Below are 16,503 nucleotides of genomic sequence, written 5' to 3' on the forward strand. Positions count from 1 at the left end.
CCCAGGGAAACGCTCATCATGCGCGATATCAATCACTTCATTGACGGTGAGTCCTTCACCGGGGCCTCGGGTCGTTTCGGCGACGTGTTCAATCCGAACACGGGCGAGGTGCAGGCGCGGGTGCAACTGGCCACGGTCGCCGAGATGGATCGCGCGGTCCAGGCCGCCCAGGCCGCCTTCGAGGGCTGGTCCTCGACCAATCCCCAGCGCCGCGCGCGGGTGATGTTCGAGTTCAAACGCCTGGTCGAGGCCAATATGCAGGAACTGGCCGAGCTGCTGTCCAGCGAGCACGGCAAGGTCGTCGCCGACTCCAAGGGCGATGTGCAGCGCGGGCTTGAGGTCATCGAATTCGCCTGCGGCATCCCGCATGTGCTCAAGGGCGAATACACCCACGGGGCCGGCCCCGGCATCGACGTCTATTCGATGCGCCAGCCGCTCGGCGTGGTCGCCGGCATCACCCCGTTCAACTTCCCGGCCATGATCCCGATGTGGATGTTCGGCGTGGCCATCGCCGTTGGCAACACATTCATCCTCAAGCCCAGCGAGCGCGATCCATCCCTGCCGGTGCGCCTGGCCGAGCTGATGATGGAGGCGGGGGCCCCCGCCGGGGTGCTCAACGTCGTGCACGGCGACAAGGTGGCGGTCGACGCCATCCTGACCCATCCGCTGGTCCACGCCGTCAGCTTCGTCGGTTCGTCCGACATCGCCCACTATGTCTACCAGACCGGGGCCGCCAACCATAAGCGCGTCCAGGCCATGGGCGGGGCCAAGAACCACGGCATCGTCCTGCCCGACGCCGACATGGACCAGGTCATCAAGGACCTGTCCGGGGCCGCCTTCGGCTCGGCCGGCGAGCGCTGCATGGCCCTGCCGGTGGTGGTGCCGGTCGGCAAGAAGACCGCCGACGAACTGCGTGAGCGCATGGTCGCCGAGATCCCGACCATGCGCGTCGGCGTCTCCTCGGACGAGGGGGCCCACTACGGCCCGGTGGTCTCGTCCCAGCACCGCGACCGCATCGCCAACTGGATCGCCACCGGCGTCAAGGAAGGGGCCGAACTGGTCGTCGACGGCCGTGACTTCAGCCTGCAGGGCCACGAGAAGGGCTTCTTCATCGGCCCGTCGCTGTTCGACCACGTCACCCCCGACATGAGTGCCTACCAGGAAGAGATCTTCGGCCCGGTGCTGCAGATCGTCCGCGCCGCCAGTTTCGAGGAGGCGCTGGCCCTGCCGTCGAAGCACCAGTACGGCAACGGCGTCGCCATCTTCACCCAGAACGGCCGCGCCGCCCGTGACTTCGCCAGCCGGGTCAATGTCGGCATGGTCGGCATCAATGTGCCGATCCCGGTGCCGGTCGCCTATCACACCTTTGGCGGCTGGAAGCGCTCGGCCTTCGGCGACACCAACCAGCACGGCATGGAAGGGGTGAAATTCTGGACCAAGGTCAAGACCGTCACCGCCCGCTGGCCCGACAGCGAGCTGGAGCACGCCGATTCCAGCTTCGTCATCCCGACCATGGGCTGACGACCCGGTCGCCGGCCTGGCCTCCGGGGCGTAGTCTCCCCGGGGTTCGGGGCCGGCCCATTCGGTGCTATGGGTGAACGGGCCTGAACCGTGAAGCTGGAGTGCTCCCCGTATGCGTCGCTTTTTTGTCTGGTCGGCGCTCGCCGCCCTGATCGGCCTGCTTCTCGCCGGTGGTGGCTACTGGGCCTACTGGAACTACTATGCCCGCTTCCAGCCGGTGGTGATCGCCAACCACCAGGCCGAGATCCAGCGCCTGCTGGATGAGGCCTCCTGGCTGTCGGGGGGCGGGGGCGGCGAGCCGCTCTATATCATCGGCTATCGCGACTCGGCCGCCATGCAGCGCTATGAGCGCGACGAGGTGCCCAAGCTGCGCGCCGCCGGGGTCGAGGCCCGGATCATCATCTTCGCGCGTCCGGATCGCGAGGGCCTGGCCCAGTCCACCGCGGCCGAACGGGCCACCGTGGCCGAGCTGTGGCTGACCCGGGACTGGTCCCTGTACCAGCGCTGGACCGCCACCCCGACCAGCGCCTGGAGCGCCGCGGGCATTCCGGCCGCCGATGGCAATCTGGCGCGGGCGGCCGTGGTCGAGGCCGGACGCGCCTTCGCATCACGGCTGACGGACGCGCTGAAATCGGAAGGTCTGGGCACCGGCTATCCGCTGATCGTCTGGCGCGACCGCGAGGGCTTCATGAAGGCCTGCGCCTGCAACGACAGCCGTTCCTGGGTCTTCATCCGCGATGACCTCAATGCCCCGGACCGGGTCGCGGCCCCCGGTTCCGGCGAGCCGGAGCCGGTGACGCCGGGCCTCGCGCCCGAGACCCTGCCCTATCCGACCCTGCCGCCGCTGGATCCGGCCGCGGACGCGGCTCCGGCGGCCACGGCCCCGCGGCCGGCCGCCCCGGTCACCCCGCCGACGCCGCGCGCGCCGCCGAAGGCCACCAAACAGGACGACGCCACCTTCTTCTGACCGGTGTTCAGAGCACCCGTTTGCAGACCGCGATCAACCGCTCGACATCGTCCAGGTCCTGATAGAGGCCGAAGCCGAACCGGATGGTGTCGTCACGGACGTCGGTGACGACATTGGCCTCCAGCAGCCGCGCCCGCCACGCCTGGGCGTCGGGGTGGCGGAAGGCCAGGAAGCGGGCCCGGCCGGCGTCGTTGGTCAGGGGATTGATCGTCTCGGCCCCGGCCAGGCGTCCGGCCTCACCGGCCATCACGGCGGCCGCGAACCGCTGCATCAGCCCGCGCGCGTGATCGGCGATCATCGCGGTGGTCAGGCCCTGTTCGTCCAGCATGCGCCGCACGCCGTTGAACCGGTACAGCGGGGTGGCGTCGAAGGTCGCGCCCCAGAAGCGGCCGGCGTCGCCGCGATACTGCACCCCGTCCGGCGGGCCCATCAGATTGCCGAACTCGGCGAACCAGCCGGTGGCGACCGGGCGCTCGCAATAGCCGTCCGGGGCATGCAGGATTCCCGCCCCCTCGCCCGACATCGCGTACTTATAGCCGCCGGTGACATAGAAGATCCGGTCCGCCACCGCCGACAGGTCGGTCGGGGTGGCCATGAAGCCGTGATAGCCGTCGACCACCACCCACGGGCCCGCCGGGTCGGCCAGGGCGGCCAGGTCGGCGATGCCGCCGAACACCTGTCCGGTCTTGAAGAACACCTGGCTGATCACGATCAGGTCGAAGTCACCGGTGCGGGCCGCCGCCACGAACCGGGCGTCAAAGGTGTCGAACGGGGCCAGCGGTATCCGGGTCACCACGGCCTCGCCGGCTTCCTGCCAGCGGTCGGCCTGTCGCCGGAAGGCGTGGAATTCGCCGTCTGTGGTCAGGATTCGCGCCGGCTTGCGGGCCAGTCCCGAGACGATCCGCAGCAGGAAGTCGTGGGTGTTGGGCGCGAACACGACCGTGTCCGGCGACGGCAGGTTCAGTTCGGCCGCCACGTGGCGCTGGGCCTCGGGCACGACCGCGCCGAAGATTGAATCCCATTTGCGATCCGCGTGCCGGTTGGCCTCCAGCCAGGCCTGGATATGGCCGTCAAAGGAGGCGTCCGGCCACAGATGATGACTGTGGGCGGCGAAATGCAGACGCTCGGGGTCCAGTGACAGGGCGCGGGAGAACAGGGGCTTGTGCGACATGGTCCGGATGTCGCACGGGGCCGCCGGTCACGCCAGTGGGCACTCGCCCGACGGGCGAGCCCGCCTTGCCTTATGATTAACGCTGACCTAACAATGGTTGATCAAGTCCGGCAAAAGGTCGGGGTATCTCAAGGGGATGAGAATGATCAAACTCACTGTAGTTGCCGCAGCCGGTGCACTTCTGGCCCTGCCCGGGGCCGCGATCGCCCAGCAGTACAGCCCGCACGATCCTTCGCCGTCGCCCCGGGACTGCCATTCCCACGCCCACAATCCGAACGACCCCTGCGCCTGCCAGCACGAGGCGGTCTTCTACCACCCGGTGGCCCCGTGGAATGTCACCCTTTCCGGCGGCCCGGGCGTGCGCGTCTATGGCCGCCCGATGTATGTGCCGTCGGGACGCGTCGACATCCAGGCCCCGCCGGTCTGGGTCGAGGCCCCGCCGATTCGTATCGCCGCCCCGCAGATCTATCTCCGGGCCCCTGACGTTCACGTACGGCCGTCGGAAGTGACGGTCGAGCCGCCCGAAATTCACTATGTCGGCTGTGAGAGCGGAGGCTGCCCGCCCGCCGGCTGACCGGTCCGGTCGAATCGAAAACAACCCCGGTCGGACCTGGTCCGGCCGGGGTTAGTCTTGTCCGTCCGTGTGCGGACGGTTCGGCGTTGCCGGCTGACAGAAGGCCCGGGCCTCGCGGGCCAGGTCGAGGTCGCCGCCGCGCAGCGCGGTCCGCACCGCGGCATCACACTGCTGTTCGCTGAGCAGGCGGGTGACCTCCTGGTGCAGGGCGGCGCGGACGTTGGCCTCATCCCTCAGCAGGCGGGCCTGACGCCGTTCGCCCGGTGTGCACAGCGACAGCCAGCCGGCCTCGGCGCAACGCCGGATCAGGCGGCTTTCCTCCAGCTCGAGCGGATCGATGACCGGCGCGGACGGGGGCGGGGCGGCCATCATCATGTCCGGCGGCGCGCCGGTGACGGTCGAGCCCCGCTCGGGCACGGCTGTAATCGGCGGAATCCGGTAGACACAGATCCAGCCTTCCGGAGTCATCTCGCAGGACCGCAGCAGGGCCTGCTCGCTCTGGGGGACCGTTCCGGCCACCAGAGCCGTCAGCACAGTCATCAACATCGCGGACCTCCATCGTGGCGAACGCGCGGGATGACCCTAGAGGGTATCCGTCTCACCGGATACCCTCGGTCGCTGAATCCGGAGCCTTCGACCTAGACCAGGGCCCCGTGGCAGTGTTTGAATTTGCGACCCGAGCCGCAGGGACAGTCGGCGTTGCGGCCGGTCCGCTCCCAGCCGGCGGGCAACATGCCGACCGGTGTGCGCGAGCGATCGTCGCCGTCCAGCCGGCCTTCCGGCGACTGGGCGTTCGGATTGCCCATCTGGTTTTCGCCCGAACCGGGACTCAGATGGATTTCCTGGAACTCCGGCATTTCCATTTCCGGCGGCGGCTGGAAGCGGAATTCCACGGTCATCAGCCAGCGGGTCACGCTGTGGCGCAGTTCGCTGAGCAGGGTCTCGAACAGCGAGAAGGCCTCGGTCTTGTATTCGTTCAGCGGGTCGCGCTGGCCGTAGCCGCGCAGGCCGATGATGCCGCGCAGGTGGTCCAGGTGGACCAGATGCTCGCGCCAGGCCATGTCGATCATCTGCATCAGGAACTGGCGTTCCAGGCCCCGGGTCTGGTCGGCCCCGATCAGTTCCAGCCGTTCGGCGGCGCGCGCCTCGGCCGCGGCCTGCAGGCGCTCCTCGAACTCCTCGTTGGAGACGCCTTCCTCGGCGGCCCAGTCGTGCAGCGGCAGCTCCAGACCCAGGGTCGAGCGAACCTTCTCGTCCAGGCCGTCGATGTCCCACTGTTCGGCATAGGCCTTGGGCGGCAGATAGCGGTCGACCAGATCGGTGACCACGTCCTGACGGAATTCCCCGACCAGTTCCGACAGATCGGTCGAATCCATGAACTCCTGGCGCTGCTCGAACACGGCCTTGCGCTGGTCGTTGACCACGTCGTCGTATTTCAGAAGGTTCTTGCGGATGTCGTAGTTGCGGGTCTCGACCCGCTTCTGCGCGGTCTCCACGGCGCGGTTCAGCCACGGATGGCTGATGGCCTCGCCCTCGGCCACGCCGAAGCTGCGCATGATCGAGTCGAGACGGTCGCCGGCGAAGATGCGCAGCAGGTCGTCCTCGCAGCACAGGAAGAATTTCGACGTGCCCGGGTCACCCTGACGGCCGGTCCGGCCACGCAGCTGGTTGTCGATCCGGCGGCTCTCGTGACGTTCGGTACCCAGCACGAACAGGCCGCCGGCCGCCAGGGCGGTCTCGCGGTGCACGGCGATGTCGGCCTTCAGACGCGCCTCTTCGGCGGCCTCCATCTCGGGCGTGATCTCGATGGCCAGGTTGCGCTGGTCCTGACGCCATTTCTGCAGGCGCATTTCCAGGTTGCCGCCCAGCTGGATGTCGGTGCCGCGGCCGGCCATGTTGGTGGCGATGGTCACCGCGCCCGGCAGACCCGCGTCGGCGACGATGAAGGCTTCCTGTTCGTGCTGGCGGGCGTTCAGCACACTGTGCGGAATACCCTTGCCGGTGGCGTACTGGATGTCGAAGGCCTCGTCGCCGACCTTGGCGGCGTCCTTCTCGCGCCCGGCGTATTCCGCCTTGGGCGTGCGCGAGACCTCGACCTTGTACTCGTAGGTATTGAGCATGTCCGAGAGCTGTTCGGACTTCTCGATCGAGACGGTGCCGACCAGGATCGGCTGTCCCTTCACATGGCATTCGGCGATCTGGTGGGCGATCGCCGCATTCTTCTCGGCATAGGTCCGGTAGACCTCGTCGTCGTAGTCGATGCGCTGGACCGGCCGGTTGGTCGGCACCTCGAGCACGTCCATCTTGTAGATGTCGAGGAATTCCTGGGCCTCGGTCGCGGCCGTGCCGGTCATGCCCGACAGCTTGGTATAGAGGCGGAAATAGTTCTGGATCGTCACCGAGGCCAGGGTCTGGTTCTCGGGCAGGATCTTGACGTCCTCCTTGGCCTCGATGGCCTGGTGCAGACCCTCGGACAGGCGGCGACCGCTCATCATCCGGCCGGTGAACTCATCGATCAGCACGACCTCGCCGTTCTTGACGATATAGTCCTTGTCGCGCTGGTACAGGGTGTTGGCGCGCAGGGCCTGGTTGATGTGATGAACCAGGGTCACGTTGGGGGCGTCGTACAGGCCGGTGGTGTCCTCGGCGAAATGGCCGCCGGCCTCCATCAGCTCCTCGATCTTCTCGGAGCCCTCCTCGGTCAGCAGGGCCTGGCGCTGCTTCTCGTCCAGATCGAAATTGGCCGGGTCCTTGACCAGTTCCTTGATGAGGGCGTCGACGATCTTGTAGAGGTCCGAGCGATCCTCGGTCGGACCCGAGATGATCAGCGGCGTGCGCGCCTCGTCGATCAGGATCGAGTCGACCTCGTCGACGATCGCGAAATTGTGCGGCCGCTGCACCATTTCGGCCCGGTCATAGACCAGGTTGTCGCGCAGATAGTCGAAGCCGAATTCGTTGTTGGTGCCGTAGGTGATGTCGGAATTATAGGCCGTCTGGCGCTGGCCCTGGCTCAGGCCGTTGACGATGACGCCGACCTCCATGCCGAGGAAGCGGTAGACGCGGCCCATCCACTCGGCATCGCGCTTGGCCAGGTAGTCGTTGACGGTGATGACGTGGACGCCCTTGCCCTCGAGCGCATTCAGATAGACCGGGGCCACGGCCACCAGGGTCTTGCCCTCGCCGGTGCGCATTTCGGCGATCCCGCCCTCGTGCAGGATCATGCCGCCGGCCAGCTGGACGTCGTACTGACGCTGGCCGAGGACCCGCTTCGACGCCTCGCGGGACACGGCGAAGGCCTCGTTCATGATCTTGTCGAGCGTCTCGCCCCCCTCGATCCGGTCACGGAACGCCTGGGTCATCATCCGCAGCTCGTCGTCACTGAGCGCGGCGAACTTGTCTTCCAGGGCATTGATGCGCTGAACGCGCGTCATGAAATCCTTGACCTTGCGGTCGTTGGAGGAGCCGAAAAATTTCTTGGCGAAGCCGAGCATGAGCGATCCGAAGGCGGTCGAGCGTCTGAAGGCTCTGAACAGTGCCCGAGAGGGGCGGCGGTGGACGACGCGAGAGACGTCCTGACCGCCGGCGACCCCGGTACCGGCAAAAGGTACCCGCGGGGGCCGCACGAACGATCGAAAACCCCTCGACTTGGGCGCAGGCGGGACTTAAGCACCGACCTTATCCCTGTCAACGCGAGGGGCTTTGCGCCCATAGTGGATTCGCCCCGCAACAGCAGGACGGAGCGGCTTCAATGCGAAATTCGCGCAAGCGTCTGATTATCGCCGTCATGGCTTCGGCCCTGGCGGTCGCCGCCTGTACGGGCGGCGGCGGTGACGAGCGCCCGCCCCAGCCCGGCGATCGGGCCGTGGCCCGGGTTCAGGACGAAACCATCTGGGCGTCCGACGTCAAACGCGAGGCCGTGGCCCAGGGTCTGGTCGGCGAGGGCGAGCCGCTGGACATCACCTCCGACCTGTTCCGCCGTGTGCTGGACGAGGTGATCGACCAGAAATTGCTGGCCCGCGAGGCCGAGCACCGCGGTCTGGACAATTCCGTGCTGGCCCAGCGCCGCCTCGAGGCGACGCGGGAACGGATCCTCGGCGACATGCTGGTCGAAAACGTCGTCAACGGCCAGATTTCGGACCAGGCGGTCCAGCGCCTGTACCAGGAACAGCTGCGTCTGGCCCGGACGTCGGAGGAAATCCGCGTCCGCCTGATCCTGTCCCGCACACGCGAGGAGGCCGATGCCGTGATCGGAATCCTGGCCCAGGGCGCGTCGTTCGAGGCGGTGGCCATGGAGCGTTCGGCTGACGAGGCGACGCGCTTCTCGGGTGGGGATCTCGGCTATTCGACGCTCGACGTCATGCCGCGGGCCTATGCCGATGCGCTGCGGGACAAGCCGGCCGGCTCCACCGTCGGCCCGTTCCAGACCGAAGGCGGCTGGGCCGTGCTGCGGGTCGAGGACCGGCGCAAGGAAAGCCCGCCGACGCTGGACCAGGCGCGCCCGCAGATCGTGCGCTACCTGACCTATGAGGGGGTCAGGCAGCTGCTCGAGGAACTGCGCGGCAAGGCCAGCATCGATAATCTGTTGCCGGCCGACACCGCGCGACCGGCCGAGGAGCCTGCCTCCGCCACCGCCGCGCCGGCGACCATCACCCCATGAGCCGTTCGCCCCGGCCGCCCCGGACCGGTACCGGACAGAAGATCGAGACGGCCCTCGAAAAGGCGTTCGACCCCCTGTCGGCGGCGATCAAGCGCGCCACCCGGACCCCGGTCGCGACCGGGGCGACGGCCCCGCTGCCGTCCGGCGGCAAGCCCGGGCTGGCGATCTCGCCGCTGGCCGTGCCCTTTCCGGACATCCCCCCGATCGGCGGTGTCCGCATCGCCACCGCCCGGGCCGGCTTCTACAAGCATGAGCGCGACGATCTGGTGGTGTTCCATTTCGCCCGCGGGACCACCTGTGCCGGTGTCTTCACGCGCCACAAGATCGGCTCGGCCCCGGTCGACTGGTGCAAGCGCCAGCTCGGCACGGCCGGGGGCGGCGAGGATGTCCGCGCCCTGGTGATCAACGCCGGCTGCGCCAACGCCTTCACCGGCAAGGCCGGGGCCGACGCCGCCCGCCGCACGGCTTCGGAAGTCGCCAAACGGTTCGTCTGTCGCCAGCGTGACGTGATGCTGGCCTCGACCGGGGTGATCGGCGTGGTGCTGGACGACCGCAAGATCAACGCCCGCCTGCACCAGATCGAGGAAAGCCTGTCGGCCGACGCCTGGGTCGAGGCCGCGCGCGGCATCATGACCACGGACACCTTCGCCAAGGGCAGCTACGCCGAGTGCGAAATCGACGGCCACCCGGTCCGCATCGCCGGCATCGCCAAGGGCTCGGGCATGATCGCCCCCGACATGGCCACGATGCTGGGCTTCATCGTCACCGACGCCGCCATCGCCCCGCCGGTGCTGCGGGCCCTGCTGGGCCTGCACGTCCGCACCACCTTCAACAGCGTCACCGTCGACGGCGACACCTCGACCAATGACACCTGCCTGTTGTTCGCCACCGGCACCTCGGGGGCCCCGCGCATCGGCCGCGTCGGTGACCGCCGGCTCAAGGGCTTCGGCGCGGCCCTGGACCGGGTCATGCTCGACCTTGCCCACCAGCTGGTCCGCGACGGCGAGGGGGCCTCGAAATTCGTCAAGATCACCGTCGAGGGAGCCGAGTCCCCGGCCTCGGCCCGCAAACTGGCCAAGTCGATCGCCGACAGTCCGCTGGTCAAGACCGCCATCGCCGGCGAGGACGCCAACTGGGGCCGGGTCGTCATGGCCGTCGGCAAGACCGAGGAGGCGGTCGATCGCGACCACCTGGCCATCCGTTTCGGCCCCCACGTCGCCGCCGTCGACGGGGCTCCGTCGCCCAGCTACGACGAGGCGGCGATGAGCGCCTATATGAAGAATGCCGAGATCGAGATTACCGTCGACGTCGGCTCCGGCCGCGCCTCGGCCACCGTCTGGACCTGCGATCTGACCAAGGGCTACATCGAGATCAACGGTGATTACCGTAGTTGATTGTGGTAGGGTCCGAAGCATGAACGCGACCGATCCGCTGGCACCCGACGCCGCCTTGAGCGACCAGGAGTTCGACGCGCTGGTGGAGGGGAATCTGCCCCCCGAAGCGCTCGACCGGTTGCGGGGTCAGGTCCAGGCCGCGCTCAACAGTCCGGATGACTCGGTCAATCATGACGACGTCTGGACGCGGCTGGAACAGCGAATGAAACGTGCCGTCGCGCGCGCCGCTTGATCTGATCTACCGCCGCGAAGCGCAGCGCGATCTGGATGACCTCTTCGATTTCATCGCCACGGAACGACCCTTGGCGGCCGAGCGATTCCTGCTGGAAATCAAACGATCCTGTGAAGGATTGCGCTGGTTCCCCTTCGTGGGTCGACAGATAGACCCGGACGACGAGCGTGTCAGGGTATTGAGTGTCCGACGTCGCGCCGCAATCAAATATGTCGCGACCGCCACCACCGTCCACATTCTCGGGGTCAGTTATCGCGGCCGTGACCTTTCCACCTTCTTCGCAGGCCGTCGCTGATGACCCTCCCCACCGTTCTCGTCGTCGCCGTGGCCCTGGTCGATGTCGACGGCCGGGTGCTGATCGCCCAGCGGCCGCCGGGCAAGCAGCTGGCCGGCCTGTGGGAGTTTCCGGGCGGCAAGGTCGAGCCGGGTGAGCGGCCCGAGGCGGCCCTGATCCGCGAACTGCACGAGGAGCTGGGCATCGACGTCAACGCGGCCTGCCTGGCCCCGTTCGTCTTCGCCAGCCACGCTTACGAAACTTTTCACCTGCTTATGCCACTCTACCTGTGCCGTCGCTGGTCCGGGACGGTACAGAACCGCGAGCATGCGGCACTGAAATGGGTGCGGCCGAACCAGCTTTCGGACTATCCGATGCCCCCGGCCGACGAACCCCTGGTCGCGTGGTTGCGCGACCTGCTCTGAAACCGCCCGTCGATGGAGGGGCCGATGCGACGTTTCATCTCCCGCTTCCGTCAAGACGAGACCGGTGCGACCTCGCTCGAGTACGGGCTGATCATCTCGTTGATCTTTCTGGTGATCCTGTCGGCCCTGACCGCCTTCGGTGGCACCAGCAGCGGCATTTTCAACGGGGCGATGAACGCCATCCGGTCGGCCATGGGCGGCTAGACGGGGTCCTCGCCTGTCCGCTCCGCCACGCCCAGCGCATCCGCCAGCCGCATCTTCGCCGAGCCGCGCTTGAGCGGCTTCTGCTGGCTTTCATGCGGGGCCCATCCGGCCAGGTGCACGATCTCGAACGTCGCCGGGATCCGCCCGTCGGCCTCGCCGTGGCGTTCGGCATAGAGCTGGGCCGCCCGCGCCGCGATGGTCCGGGTCAGCGGCCGGATCGTCCCTGACAGCACATTGGTCTCGCCCATCGCCCTCAGGTCGCGGACCAGGGCGAACAGGTCCGGATAGCGCACGACCACCCGGTCGACGTCGGTCACCGGCAGGGCAAAGCCCGCCCGCTGCAGCAGGGCCGCCCCGTCGAATCCGTCGGCGAAGGGCGAGACCCGGGCCTGGGCCCCGTCGCGGCGCTCCAGTTCGGCCTCGGTCAGCACCCCGCGCAGCTCCTTCAGCGTTCCGGCCCCCAGCAGGGTCCCCAGGAACAGGCCGTCGGGCTTCAGCGCGCGCCGGATCTGGCTCAGGGCCCCGGGCAGGTCATTGGCCCAGTGCAGGCTCATCAGTGACACGGCCAGGTCGGCCGACTGGTCGGCGACCGCCAGCGGCCCCGCCCCGGGCGCGGCCCGGCTCGCCGTATCGCCGACCACCTGCACCGGCCCGACCCGGCCGGCGGCGATACTGGCCTTCAGCAGGGCGGCGAACGGCTCGGGCTGGGCCGACAGGTCGACGACTTCGGCAAAGTCGCGCAGGATGACCTCCAGGCTGGCCACGGCATTGTCGGCGGCCCGCATGTGCAGGAAGTCGGCCTCGCCGAAGCGGCGGGCGCTGCGGACCAGACGCGCGGTGCGTCGGGCACTGTCGAAGATCCGGGGGGGCGCTGAAATGGGGCTCATGGGCATTCAGGATGGGGGCTGGCGCGACCGATTGAAAGCCGGACCGCGCCTGATCCTGCCGCGGATGCGCGATCTGGGGCGTGGCCTGACCGATCTGGTCCTGCCCCCCCTGACCCATGACAGTCGCGAAACCGCCGGGGCGGCCGGCCTGACCGCCGAGGCCTGGAGCCGGGTGGTCTTTCTCGAGGCCCCGGTCTGCGACGGCTGCGGCGCGGCCTTCGAGGCCGACGGCGGGGCCTTTGCCGCCGACCGCTGCGCCGCCTGTATCGCGGCCCCCTACACCTTCGCCCGGGCCCGGGCCGCCTGCGTCTATGACGAGGCCTCGCGGGGCCTGATCCTGAAATTCAAACACGGCGACCAGCAGCAGTTCGCCGGCCTGTTCGCCCGCTGGCTGTCGCGCGCCGCCGCCGACCTGCTGGACGACGCGGATGCCGTGGTGCCCGTGCCCCTGCACCGGCTGCGCCTGCTGGGGCGGCGTTTCAACCAGGCGGCCGAGATTGCCCGGCCGCTGGCGCGACACGCGCGACTGGACTATCTGCCCGACGCCCTGGTGCGGACCCGGCACACGCTCAGCCAGGGCGGGCGCAGCGCCCGCGGCCGTCGCCTGAACGTCAAATCGGCCTTCGTCGTCCCCGAGGCGGGGCGGCGGCGGGTACGGGGGCGGCGCATCCTTCTCGTCGATGACGTGTTGACCACCGGAGCCACCGCCGAGGCCTGCAGCCGTGCGCTGCTGGCGGCCGGGGCCCGCGCCGTCGACCTCGCGGTCGTCGCCCGGGTGCGAAACGCGCGCGAACTGCCTATCTAGGTCCGAACGCCCTTCAAGGAGTCCCCATTGCCTGACGTGACGATCTACACCAAGCCCGGCTGCCCCTACTGCACCATGGCCCTGTCCCTGCTGAAGAAGAAGGGGACGGTCCCGACCGAGATCGTCGCCTCGCGCGACCCCGCGAAGAAGCAGGAGATGATCCAGCGCTCGGGCGGGCGGATGACCTTCCCCCAGGTCTTCATCGGCGACACCCATGTCGGCGGTTCGGACGAGCTGCATGCCCTTGACCGCAAGGGTGAACTGGACGCCTTGCTGGCGGCCTGATGACGACCACCCTCGACATTGCCCTGATCCAGACCCGCACCCCGGCCACGGCCGCGGAGTCCTGGGCCCATGTCGAGCCGCTGGTGCGGGCGGCCGCGGCTGGCGGAGCCGAATTCATCCTGACGCCGGAAGGCACCAATGTGCTGGAACAGCGCCGTGACCGGCGCGCGGCCGTCGTCACCGGCCAGGACGATGACCTTGTGGTCACCGGCCTGAAGGCCCTGGCCCGCGAGCTGAAGGTCTGGATCCTGATCGGTTCGGCCATCGTTCGCTCGGGGATCGAGGGTGACGCCCGTGCCGCCAACCGCGCCATCCTGGTCGATGACCGGGGGCAGGTGGTCACCACCTATGACAAGCTGCATGTGTTCGACGTCGACCTGCCCGGCGGCGAGACCTGGCGCGAGAGTTCGGCGGTGCGGCCTGGCGACGCGGCCGTGGTCGCGGAAACCCCCTGGGGCGGCCTGGGTCTGAGCATCTGCTACGACATCCGCTTCCCGCATCTGTACCGGACCCTGGCGCGGGCCGGGGCGGCGATGATCGCCGTGCCCGCCGCCTTCACCGTGCCGACCGGCGAGGCCCACTGGGAGACCCTGTTGCGGGCCCGGGCCATCGAGACCGGCTGTTTCATCCTCGCCCCGGCCCAGGGCGGATCCCATGCGGACGGCCGCCGCACCTGGGGCCATTCGACCGTCGTCGGTCCGTGGGGCGAGATCATCGCCCGCTGCGACGATGACGCGCCCGGCGTGCTGCGGGCCACCCTCGATCTGGACGCGGTCGATCGCGCCCGGACCGCCGTGCCCCAGCTGCGGCATGATCGCGAATTCGCGGGGCCGGCATGATCCGCTACGCCCTGTCCTGCGGGAACGATCATCCCTTCGAGGCCTGGTTCGGCACCTCGGCCGACTATGACGACCAGGCGGCGCGCGGCCTCGTCGAATGCCCGGTCTGCGGTTCGCGCGCCGTCACCAAACAGATCATGGCCCCCGCCGTCGCCGGCACCCGCCGGACCGCGGCGACCTCGGCCGACCCGGCGAAGCTGCAGGCGATGATGCTGCAGGCCGCCCGGGAGGTCCGCGCCCATGTCGAGGCCAATTTCGACTATGTCGGCGACACCTTCGCCCGCGAGGCGCGCGACATCCACGAAGGCCGCAGCGAAAAGCGCGAGATCTATGGCGAGGCCACCGGGGCCGAGGTCCGGGCGCTGAAGGATGACGGCGTGCCCTGTGCCGCCCTGCCGTCGCCCCCGCCCGACCCGACCAGGCTCAACTGATGCGCCCTGGCCGGGGCCGCGCTCGCCGCACCGCGGCGCGTCCGCAACCGCCGCTGCCCGGAGAATCGCCATGCTGATCGCCGCCCTCGCTGCCGCCCTGGTCCCGTCCGGCCCCGCCGCCGCCCCCGACCTGTCCTGGATGGCGGGGTACTGGCTCGACTGCAGCGGGGGTCGTGAGGCCTCGGAAACCTGGAGCGATCCCCGCGCGGGCCTGATGGCAGGGCATACGGTCACCGTGGCGCGTGGTCGCGTCTCGTTTGAGCTGGCCCACATCGGTCCGACGGCGCAGGGATACGCCCTGGTCGCCCAGCCGGGCGGCGCGCCCCCGACCGTCTTCGCCCTGGTCGAGAGCGGACCCATGCGGGCGGTCTTCGCCAATGCCGAACACGACTTCCCGAACCGCGTCATCTATGAGCGCAGCGGCGATGCCCTCAACGCCCGGATCGAGGGCGAGATCGGCGGCCAGCCCCGGAGCCTCGCATGGAACTACACGGCCGCACCGCTGAACACCCGCTGCCCGGCCTGAGCTGGCGGCCGATGACGGCCGGTGATCTGGACGCCGTCGCCCGGATCGCCGTCGTCGGTTTTCCCGATCATTTCGAGGGCCGTCCCTGTTTCGAGAACCGGCTGGCGCTGAATCCGTCGGGCTGTTTCGTCCTGGCCGCCGGCGACGGGGAACCGCAGGGCTATCTGGTCGCCTATCCGTGGGGCGCGGACTCGGCCCCGGCGCTGAACACCCTGATCCCGGCGATCCCGGCGGAGGCGGCGGTGATCTATCTGCACGACCTCACCCTGCTGCCGGCGGTGCGCGGCAGCGGCTGGTCCCGTCCGGTGGTCGAGCGGCTGGCGGACGATGCCCGCGCCGCCGGCTGGACCCGTCTGGCCCTTGTCGCCGTCAATGACGCGACCGCCTTCTGGACGCGGCACGGCTTCGCCGTCGTCGAGGCCCCCGGCCTGGCGATGAAACTGGCCAGCTACGGAGCGGACGCCCGCTACATGGTGCGCCCGCTCTGAACGCTCAGTCGCGGGTGGCCACCATCATGTAGTTGATATCCGCGTCGGCGCTCTCGCTCCAGCGGTCCGCCAGCGGGTCGTAGACCAGGCCGAACGGGCCGCTGACCGCCAGCGGCTCGGTCGACAGCATCAACCGGATTTCGTCGGGCTTGAGGAACTGCCGCCAGTCATGGGTGCCCGGCGGCACCCAGCCCAGCACATATTCGGCGGCGATCTTGCCCAGGACCAGGGCCTTCAGTGTGCGGTTCAGCGTCGCCACGATCATGATGCCGCCCGGCTTCACCCGCCGCGAACAGGCGCGAATGAAGGCCTCGGGGTCGGCGACGTGTTCGATCACCTCCAGCGTCAGCACCACATCGAACGGCCCGGCCCCCTCGGCCTCCAGCTGTTCGACCGTGGCCGCGCGATAGGCGATGTCCAGTCCCTGTTCGGCGGCATGGGCCCGGGCCGTGCCGATATTCTCGCTCGAGGCGTCGACCGCCGTGACCGCGAACCCCAGCCGCCGCATCGGCTCGGCGATCAGCCCGCCGCCACAGCCGATGTCCAGCAGGGTCAGGCCGGCGAAGGGCGCGCGGGTCTTCACGTCGCGTCCGAAGTGCGCGGCCGCCCGGTCGCGCACGAATTTCAGCCGGGCCGGATTGAATTTGTGCAGCGGCGCGAACGGGCCGCGCGCGTCCCACCATTCGGCCGCCTGGGCCGAGAACCGGGCCACATCGGCCGGATCGATGCTGGCCCCCGAGGCCCCGGCCCCGGATTCGGGCGGGCTTTGGGGTTTGCGCGTCGTCAGGGTGTCGTTAGAAGCGACCATGAGCCGAGGGATGAA

20 protein-coding genes are annotated in these 16,503 nt (G+C 68.9%); 15 read left to right on the forward strand and 5 right to left on the reverse strand.

Features of this window, described 5'->3' with window-relative positions:
• Positions 1-18 precede the first annotated feature (18 nt).
• Together AACZ75_RS13660 and AACZ75_RS13665 are read left to right on the forward strand one after the other, a co-directional pair.
• Positions 19-1,521: a CoA-acylating methylmalonate-semialdehyde dehydrogenase gene (locus AACZ75_RS13660; protein ID WP_339873593.1), complete on the forward strand. Its 1,503-nt coding sequence runs from the start codon at positions 19-21 to the stop codon at positions 1,519-1,521.
• A gap of 112 nt (positions 1,522-1,633) precedes the next feature.
• Positions 1,634-2,488, forward strand: a complete 855-nt coding sequence (locus tag AACZ75_RS13665; protein WP_339873595.1) for a hypothetical protein — start codon at positions 1,634-1,636, stop codon at positions 2,486-2,488.
• Positions 2,489-2,495: 7 nt separating this feature from the next.
• Here the strand turns inward: AACZ75_RS13665 and AACZ75_RS13670 are convergent, their stop codons facing one another.
• Positions 2,496-3,659 carry an aminotransferase class V-fold PLP-dependent enzyme gene (locus tag AACZ75_RS13670; RefSeq protein ID WP_339873597.1) on the reverse strand — a complete coding sequence of 388 codons (1,164 nt, stop codon included), beginning with the start codon at positions 3,657-3,659 and terminating at the stop codon, positions 2,496-2,498.
• A gap of 142 nt (positions 3,660-3,801) precedes the next feature.
• Here AACZ75_RS13670 and AACZ75_RS13675 point away from each other — a divergent pair, with 142 nt between their 5' ends.
• Positions 3,802-4,233, forward strand: a complete 432-nt coding sequence (locus AACZ75_RS13675; protein WP_339873599.1) for a hypothetical protein — start codon at positions 3,802-3,804, stop codon at positions 4,231-4,233.
• Between the two features lie 51 nt (positions 4,234-4,284).
• Here AACZ75_RS13675 and AACZ75_RS13680 read toward each other — a convergent pair whose 3' ends face one another.
• Both AACZ75_RS13680 and secA read right to left on the reverse strand, forming a co-directional pair.
• Positions 4,285-4,779, reverse strand: a complete 495-nt coding sequence (locus tag AACZ75_RS13680; RefSeq protein WP_339873601.1) for a hypothetical protein — start codon at positions 4,777-4,779, stop codon at positions 4,285-4,287.
• A gap of 92 nt (positions 4,780-4,871) precedes the next feature.
• Entirely contained in the window at positions 4,872-7,724 is a 2,853-nt protein-coding gene (secA, locus tag AACZ75_RS13685) for a preprotein translocase subunit SecA (protein ID WP_339873602.1), read from the reverse strand.
• Positions 7,725-7,981: 257 nt separating this feature from the next.
• Between secA and AACZ75_RS13690 the strand changes: the two genes are divergently transcribed.
• Genes AACZ75_RS13690 through AACZ75_RS13715 form a run of 6 tightly spaced genes read left to right on the forward strand, consistent with a single transcriptional unit; the run spans position 7,982 to position 11,419 of the window.
• Positions 7,982-8,890, forward strand: coding sequence for a peptidylprolyl isomerase (locus tag AACZ75_RS13690; protein WP_339873603.1), 909 nt, complete (start codon positions 7,982-7,984; stop codon positions 8,888-8,890).
• Positions 8,887-10,284, forward strand: coding sequence for a bifunctional glutamate N-acetyltransferase/amino-acid acetyltransferase ArgJ (gene argJ, locus AACZ75_RS13695; protein ID WP_339873604.1), 1,398 nt, complete (start codon positions 8,887-8,889; stop codon positions 10,282-10,284). Before AACZ75_RS13690 ends, argJ begins: the two co-directional genes overlap by 4 nt.
• A 19-nt stretch (positions 10,285-10,303) precedes the next feature.
• Positions 10,304-10,516: a hypothetical protein gene (locus AACZ75_RS13700; protein ID WP_339873606.1), complete on the forward strand. Its 213-nt coding sequence runs from the start codon at positions 10,304-10,306 to the stop codon at positions 10,514-10,516.
• Entirely contained in the window at positions 10,494-10,811 is a 318-nt protein-coding gene (locus AACZ75_RS13705; RefSeq protein ID WP_339873608.1) for a type II toxin-antitoxin system RelE/ParE family toxin, read from the forward strand. The genes AACZ75_RS13700 and AACZ75_RS13705 overlap by 23 nt, the downstream gene beginning before the upstream one ends.
• Positions 10,811-11,215 (forward strand): (deoxy)nucleoside triphosphate pyrophosphohydrolase, encoded by a 405-nt coding sequence (locus AACZ75_RS13710; protein ID WP_339873610.1) that lies wholly within the window; start codon positions 10,811-10,813, stop codon positions 11,213-11,215. Before AACZ75_RS13705 ends, AACZ75_RS13710 begins: the two co-directional genes overlap by 1 nt.
• Before the next feature lie 24 nt (positions 11,216-11,239).
• Positions 11,240-11,419: a Flp family type IVb pilin gene (locus AACZ75_RS13715; RefSeq protein ID WP_339873612.1), complete on the forward strand. Its 180-nt coding sequence runs from the start codon at positions 11,240-11,242 to the stop codon at positions 11,417-11,419.
• Here the strand turns inward: AACZ75_RS13715 and AACZ75_RS13720 are convergent.
• The gene (locus tag AACZ75_RS13720; protein ID WP_339873613.1) at positions 11,416-12,306 is read right to left on the reverse strand and encodes a methyltransferase domain-containing protein; all 891 of its coding nucleotides are present in this window, start codon (positions 12,304-12,306) and stop codon (positions 11,416-11,418) included. The genes AACZ75_RS13715 and AACZ75_RS13720 overlap by 4 nt on opposite strands.
• Here AACZ75_RS13720 and AACZ75_RS13725 point away from each other — a divergent pair.
• The 6 genes from AACZ75_RS13725 (at position 12,305) to AACZ75_RS13750 (ending at position 15,680) form a co-directional block, all read left to right on the forward strand.
• Complete coding sequence (locus tag AACZ75_RS13725; RefSeq protein WP_339873615.1) at positions 12,305-13,111, forward strand: phosphoribosyltransferase family protein; 807 nt, start codon at positions 12,305-12,307, stop codon at positions 13,109-13,111. The two genes, AACZ75_RS13720 and AACZ75_RS13725, sit on opposite strands and share 2 nt — an antisense overlap.
• Positions 13,112-13,138: 27 nt before the next feature.
• Positions 13,139-13,396, forward strand: coding sequence for a glutaredoxin 3 (gene grxC / locus AACZ75_RS13730; RefSeq protein WP_339873616.1), 258 nt, complete (start codon positions 13,139-13,141; stop codon positions 13,394-13,396).
• Positions 13,396-14,235, forward strand: coding sequence for a carbon-nitrogen hydrolase family protein (locus tag AACZ75_RS13735; RefSeq protein ID WP_339873617.1), 840 nt, complete (start codon positions 13,396-13,398; stop codon positions 14,233-14,235). The genes grxC and AACZ75_RS13735 overlap by 1 nt, the downstream gene beginning before the upstream one ends.
• Positions 14,232-14,666 (forward strand): DUF1178 family protein, encoded by a 435-nt coding sequence (locus AACZ75_RS13740; protein WP_339873618.1) that lies wholly within the window; start codon positions 14,232-14,234, stop codon positions 14,664-14,666. The genes AACZ75_RS13735 and AACZ75_RS13740 overlap by 4 nt, the downstream gene beginning before the upstream one ends.
• Positions 14,667-14,736: 70 nt before the next feature.
• Positions 14,737-15,192: a DUF6265 family protein gene (locus AACZ75_RS13745; protein ID WP_339873619.1), complete on the forward strand. Its 456-nt coding sequence runs from the start codon at positions 14,737-14,739 to the stop codon at positions 15,190-15,192.
• Entirely contained in the window at positions 15,147-15,680 is a 534-nt protein-coding gene (locus AACZ75_RS13750; protein ID WP_339873621.1) for a GNAT family N-acetyltransferase, read from the forward strand. The genes AACZ75_RS13745 and AACZ75_RS13750 overlap by 46 nt, the downstream gene beginning before the upstream one ends.
• A 4-nt stretch (positions 15,681-15,684) precedes the next feature.
• Here AACZ75_RS13750 and ubiG read toward each other — a convergent pair whose 3' ends face one another.
• Positions 15,685-16,488, reverse strand: coding sequence for a bifunctional 2-polyprenyl-6-hydroxyphenol methylase/3-demethylubiquinol 3-O-methyltransferase UbiG (gene ubiG / locus AACZ75_RS13755; protein WP_339873622.1), 804 nt, complete (start codon positions 16,486-16,488; stop codon positions 15,685-15,687).
• Between the last annotated feature and the right edge of the window lie 15 nt (positions 16,489-16,503).

Origin of the sequence: uncultured Brevundimonas sp. (assembly GCF_963975535.1) — a bacterium.
In the GTDB taxonomy this organism is placed as follows: domain Bacteria; phylum Pseudomonadota; class Alphaproteobacteria; order Caulobacterales; family Caulobacteraceae; genus Brevundimonas.

What these genes read in the sequence shown, in the direction of transcription:
- AACZ75_RS13660 (WP_339873593.1), top strand. Translation starts at nt 19, where the DNA reads ATGCGCGATATCAATCACTTCATTGACGGTGAGTCCTTCACCGGGGCC.
- AACZ75_RS13665 (WP_339873595.1), top strand. Translation starts at nt 1,634, where the DNA reads ATGCGTCGCTTTTTTGTCTGGTCGGCGCTCGCCGCCCTGATCGGCCTG.
- AACZ75_RS13670 (WP_339873597.1), bottom strand. Translation starts at nt 3,659, where the DNA reads ATGTCGCACAAGCCCCTGTTCTCCCGCGCCCTGTCACTGGACCCCGAG.
- AACZ75_RS13675 (WP_339873599.1), top strand. Translation starts at nt 3,802, where the DNA reads ATGATCAAACTCACTGTAGTTGCCGCAGCCGGTGCACTTCTGGCCCTG.
- AACZ75_RS13680 (WP_339873601.1), bottom strand. Translation starts at nt 4,779, where the DNA reads ATGTTGATGACTGTGCTGACGGCTCTGGTGGCCGGAACGGTCCCCCAG.
- secA (WP_339873602.1), bottom strand. Translation starts at nt 7,724, where the DNA reads ATGCTCGGCTTCGCCAAGAAATTTTTCGGCTCCTCCAACGACCGCAAG.
- AACZ75_RS13690 (WP_339873603.1), top strand. Translation starts at nt 7,982, where the DNA reads ATGCGAAATTCGCGCAAGCGTCTGATTATCGCCGTCATGGCTTCGGCC.
- argJ (WP_339873604.1), top strand. Translation starts at nt 8,887, where the DNA reads ATGAGCCGTTCGCCCCGGCCGCCCCGGACCGGTACCGGACAGAAGATC.
- AACZ75_RS13700 (WP_339873606.1), top strand. Translation starts at nt 10,304, where the DNA reads ATGAACGCGACCGATCCGCTGGCACCCGACGCCGCCTTGAGCGACCAG.
- AACZ75_RS13710 (WP_339873610.1), top strand. Translation starts at nt 10,811, where the DNA reads ATGACCCTCCCCACCGTTCTCGTCGTCGCCGTGGCCCTGGTCGATGTC.
- AACZ75_RS13715 (WP_339873612.1), top strand. Translation starts at nt 11,240, where the DNA reads ATGCGACGTTTCATCTCCCGCTTCCGTCAAGACGAGACCGGTGCGACC.
- AACZ75_RS13725 (WP_339873615.1), top strand. Translation starts at nt 12,305, where the DNA reads ATGGGCATTCAGGATGGGGGCTGGCGCGACCGATTGAAAGCCGGACCG.
- AACZ75_RS13720 (WP_339873613.1), bottom strand. Translation starts at nt 12,306, where the DNA reads ATGAGCCCCATTTCAGCGCCCCCCCGGATCTTCGACAGTGCCCGACGC.
- AACZ75_RS13735 (WP_339873617.1), top strand. Translation starts at nt 13,396, where the DNA reads ATGACGACCACCCTCGACATTGCCCTGATCCAGACCCGCACCCCGGCC.
- AACZ75_RS13740 (WP_339873618.1), top strand. Translation starts at nt 14,232, where the DNA reads ATGATCCGCTACGCCCTGTCCTGCGGGAACGATCATCCCTTCGAGGCC.
- AACZ75_RS13745 (WP_339873619.1), top strand. Translation starts at nt 14,737, where the DNA reads ATGCTGATCGCCGCCCTCGCTGCCGCCCTGGTCCCGTCCGGCCCCGCC.
- AACZ75_RS13750 (WP_339873621.1), top strand. Translation starts at nt 15,147, where the DNA reads ATGGAACTACACGGCCGCACCGCTGAACACCCGCTGCCCGGCCTGAGC.
- ubiG (WP_339873622.1), bottom strand. Translation starts at nt 16,488, where the DNA reads ATGGTCGCTTCTAACGACACCCTGACGACGCGCAAACCCCAAAGCCCG.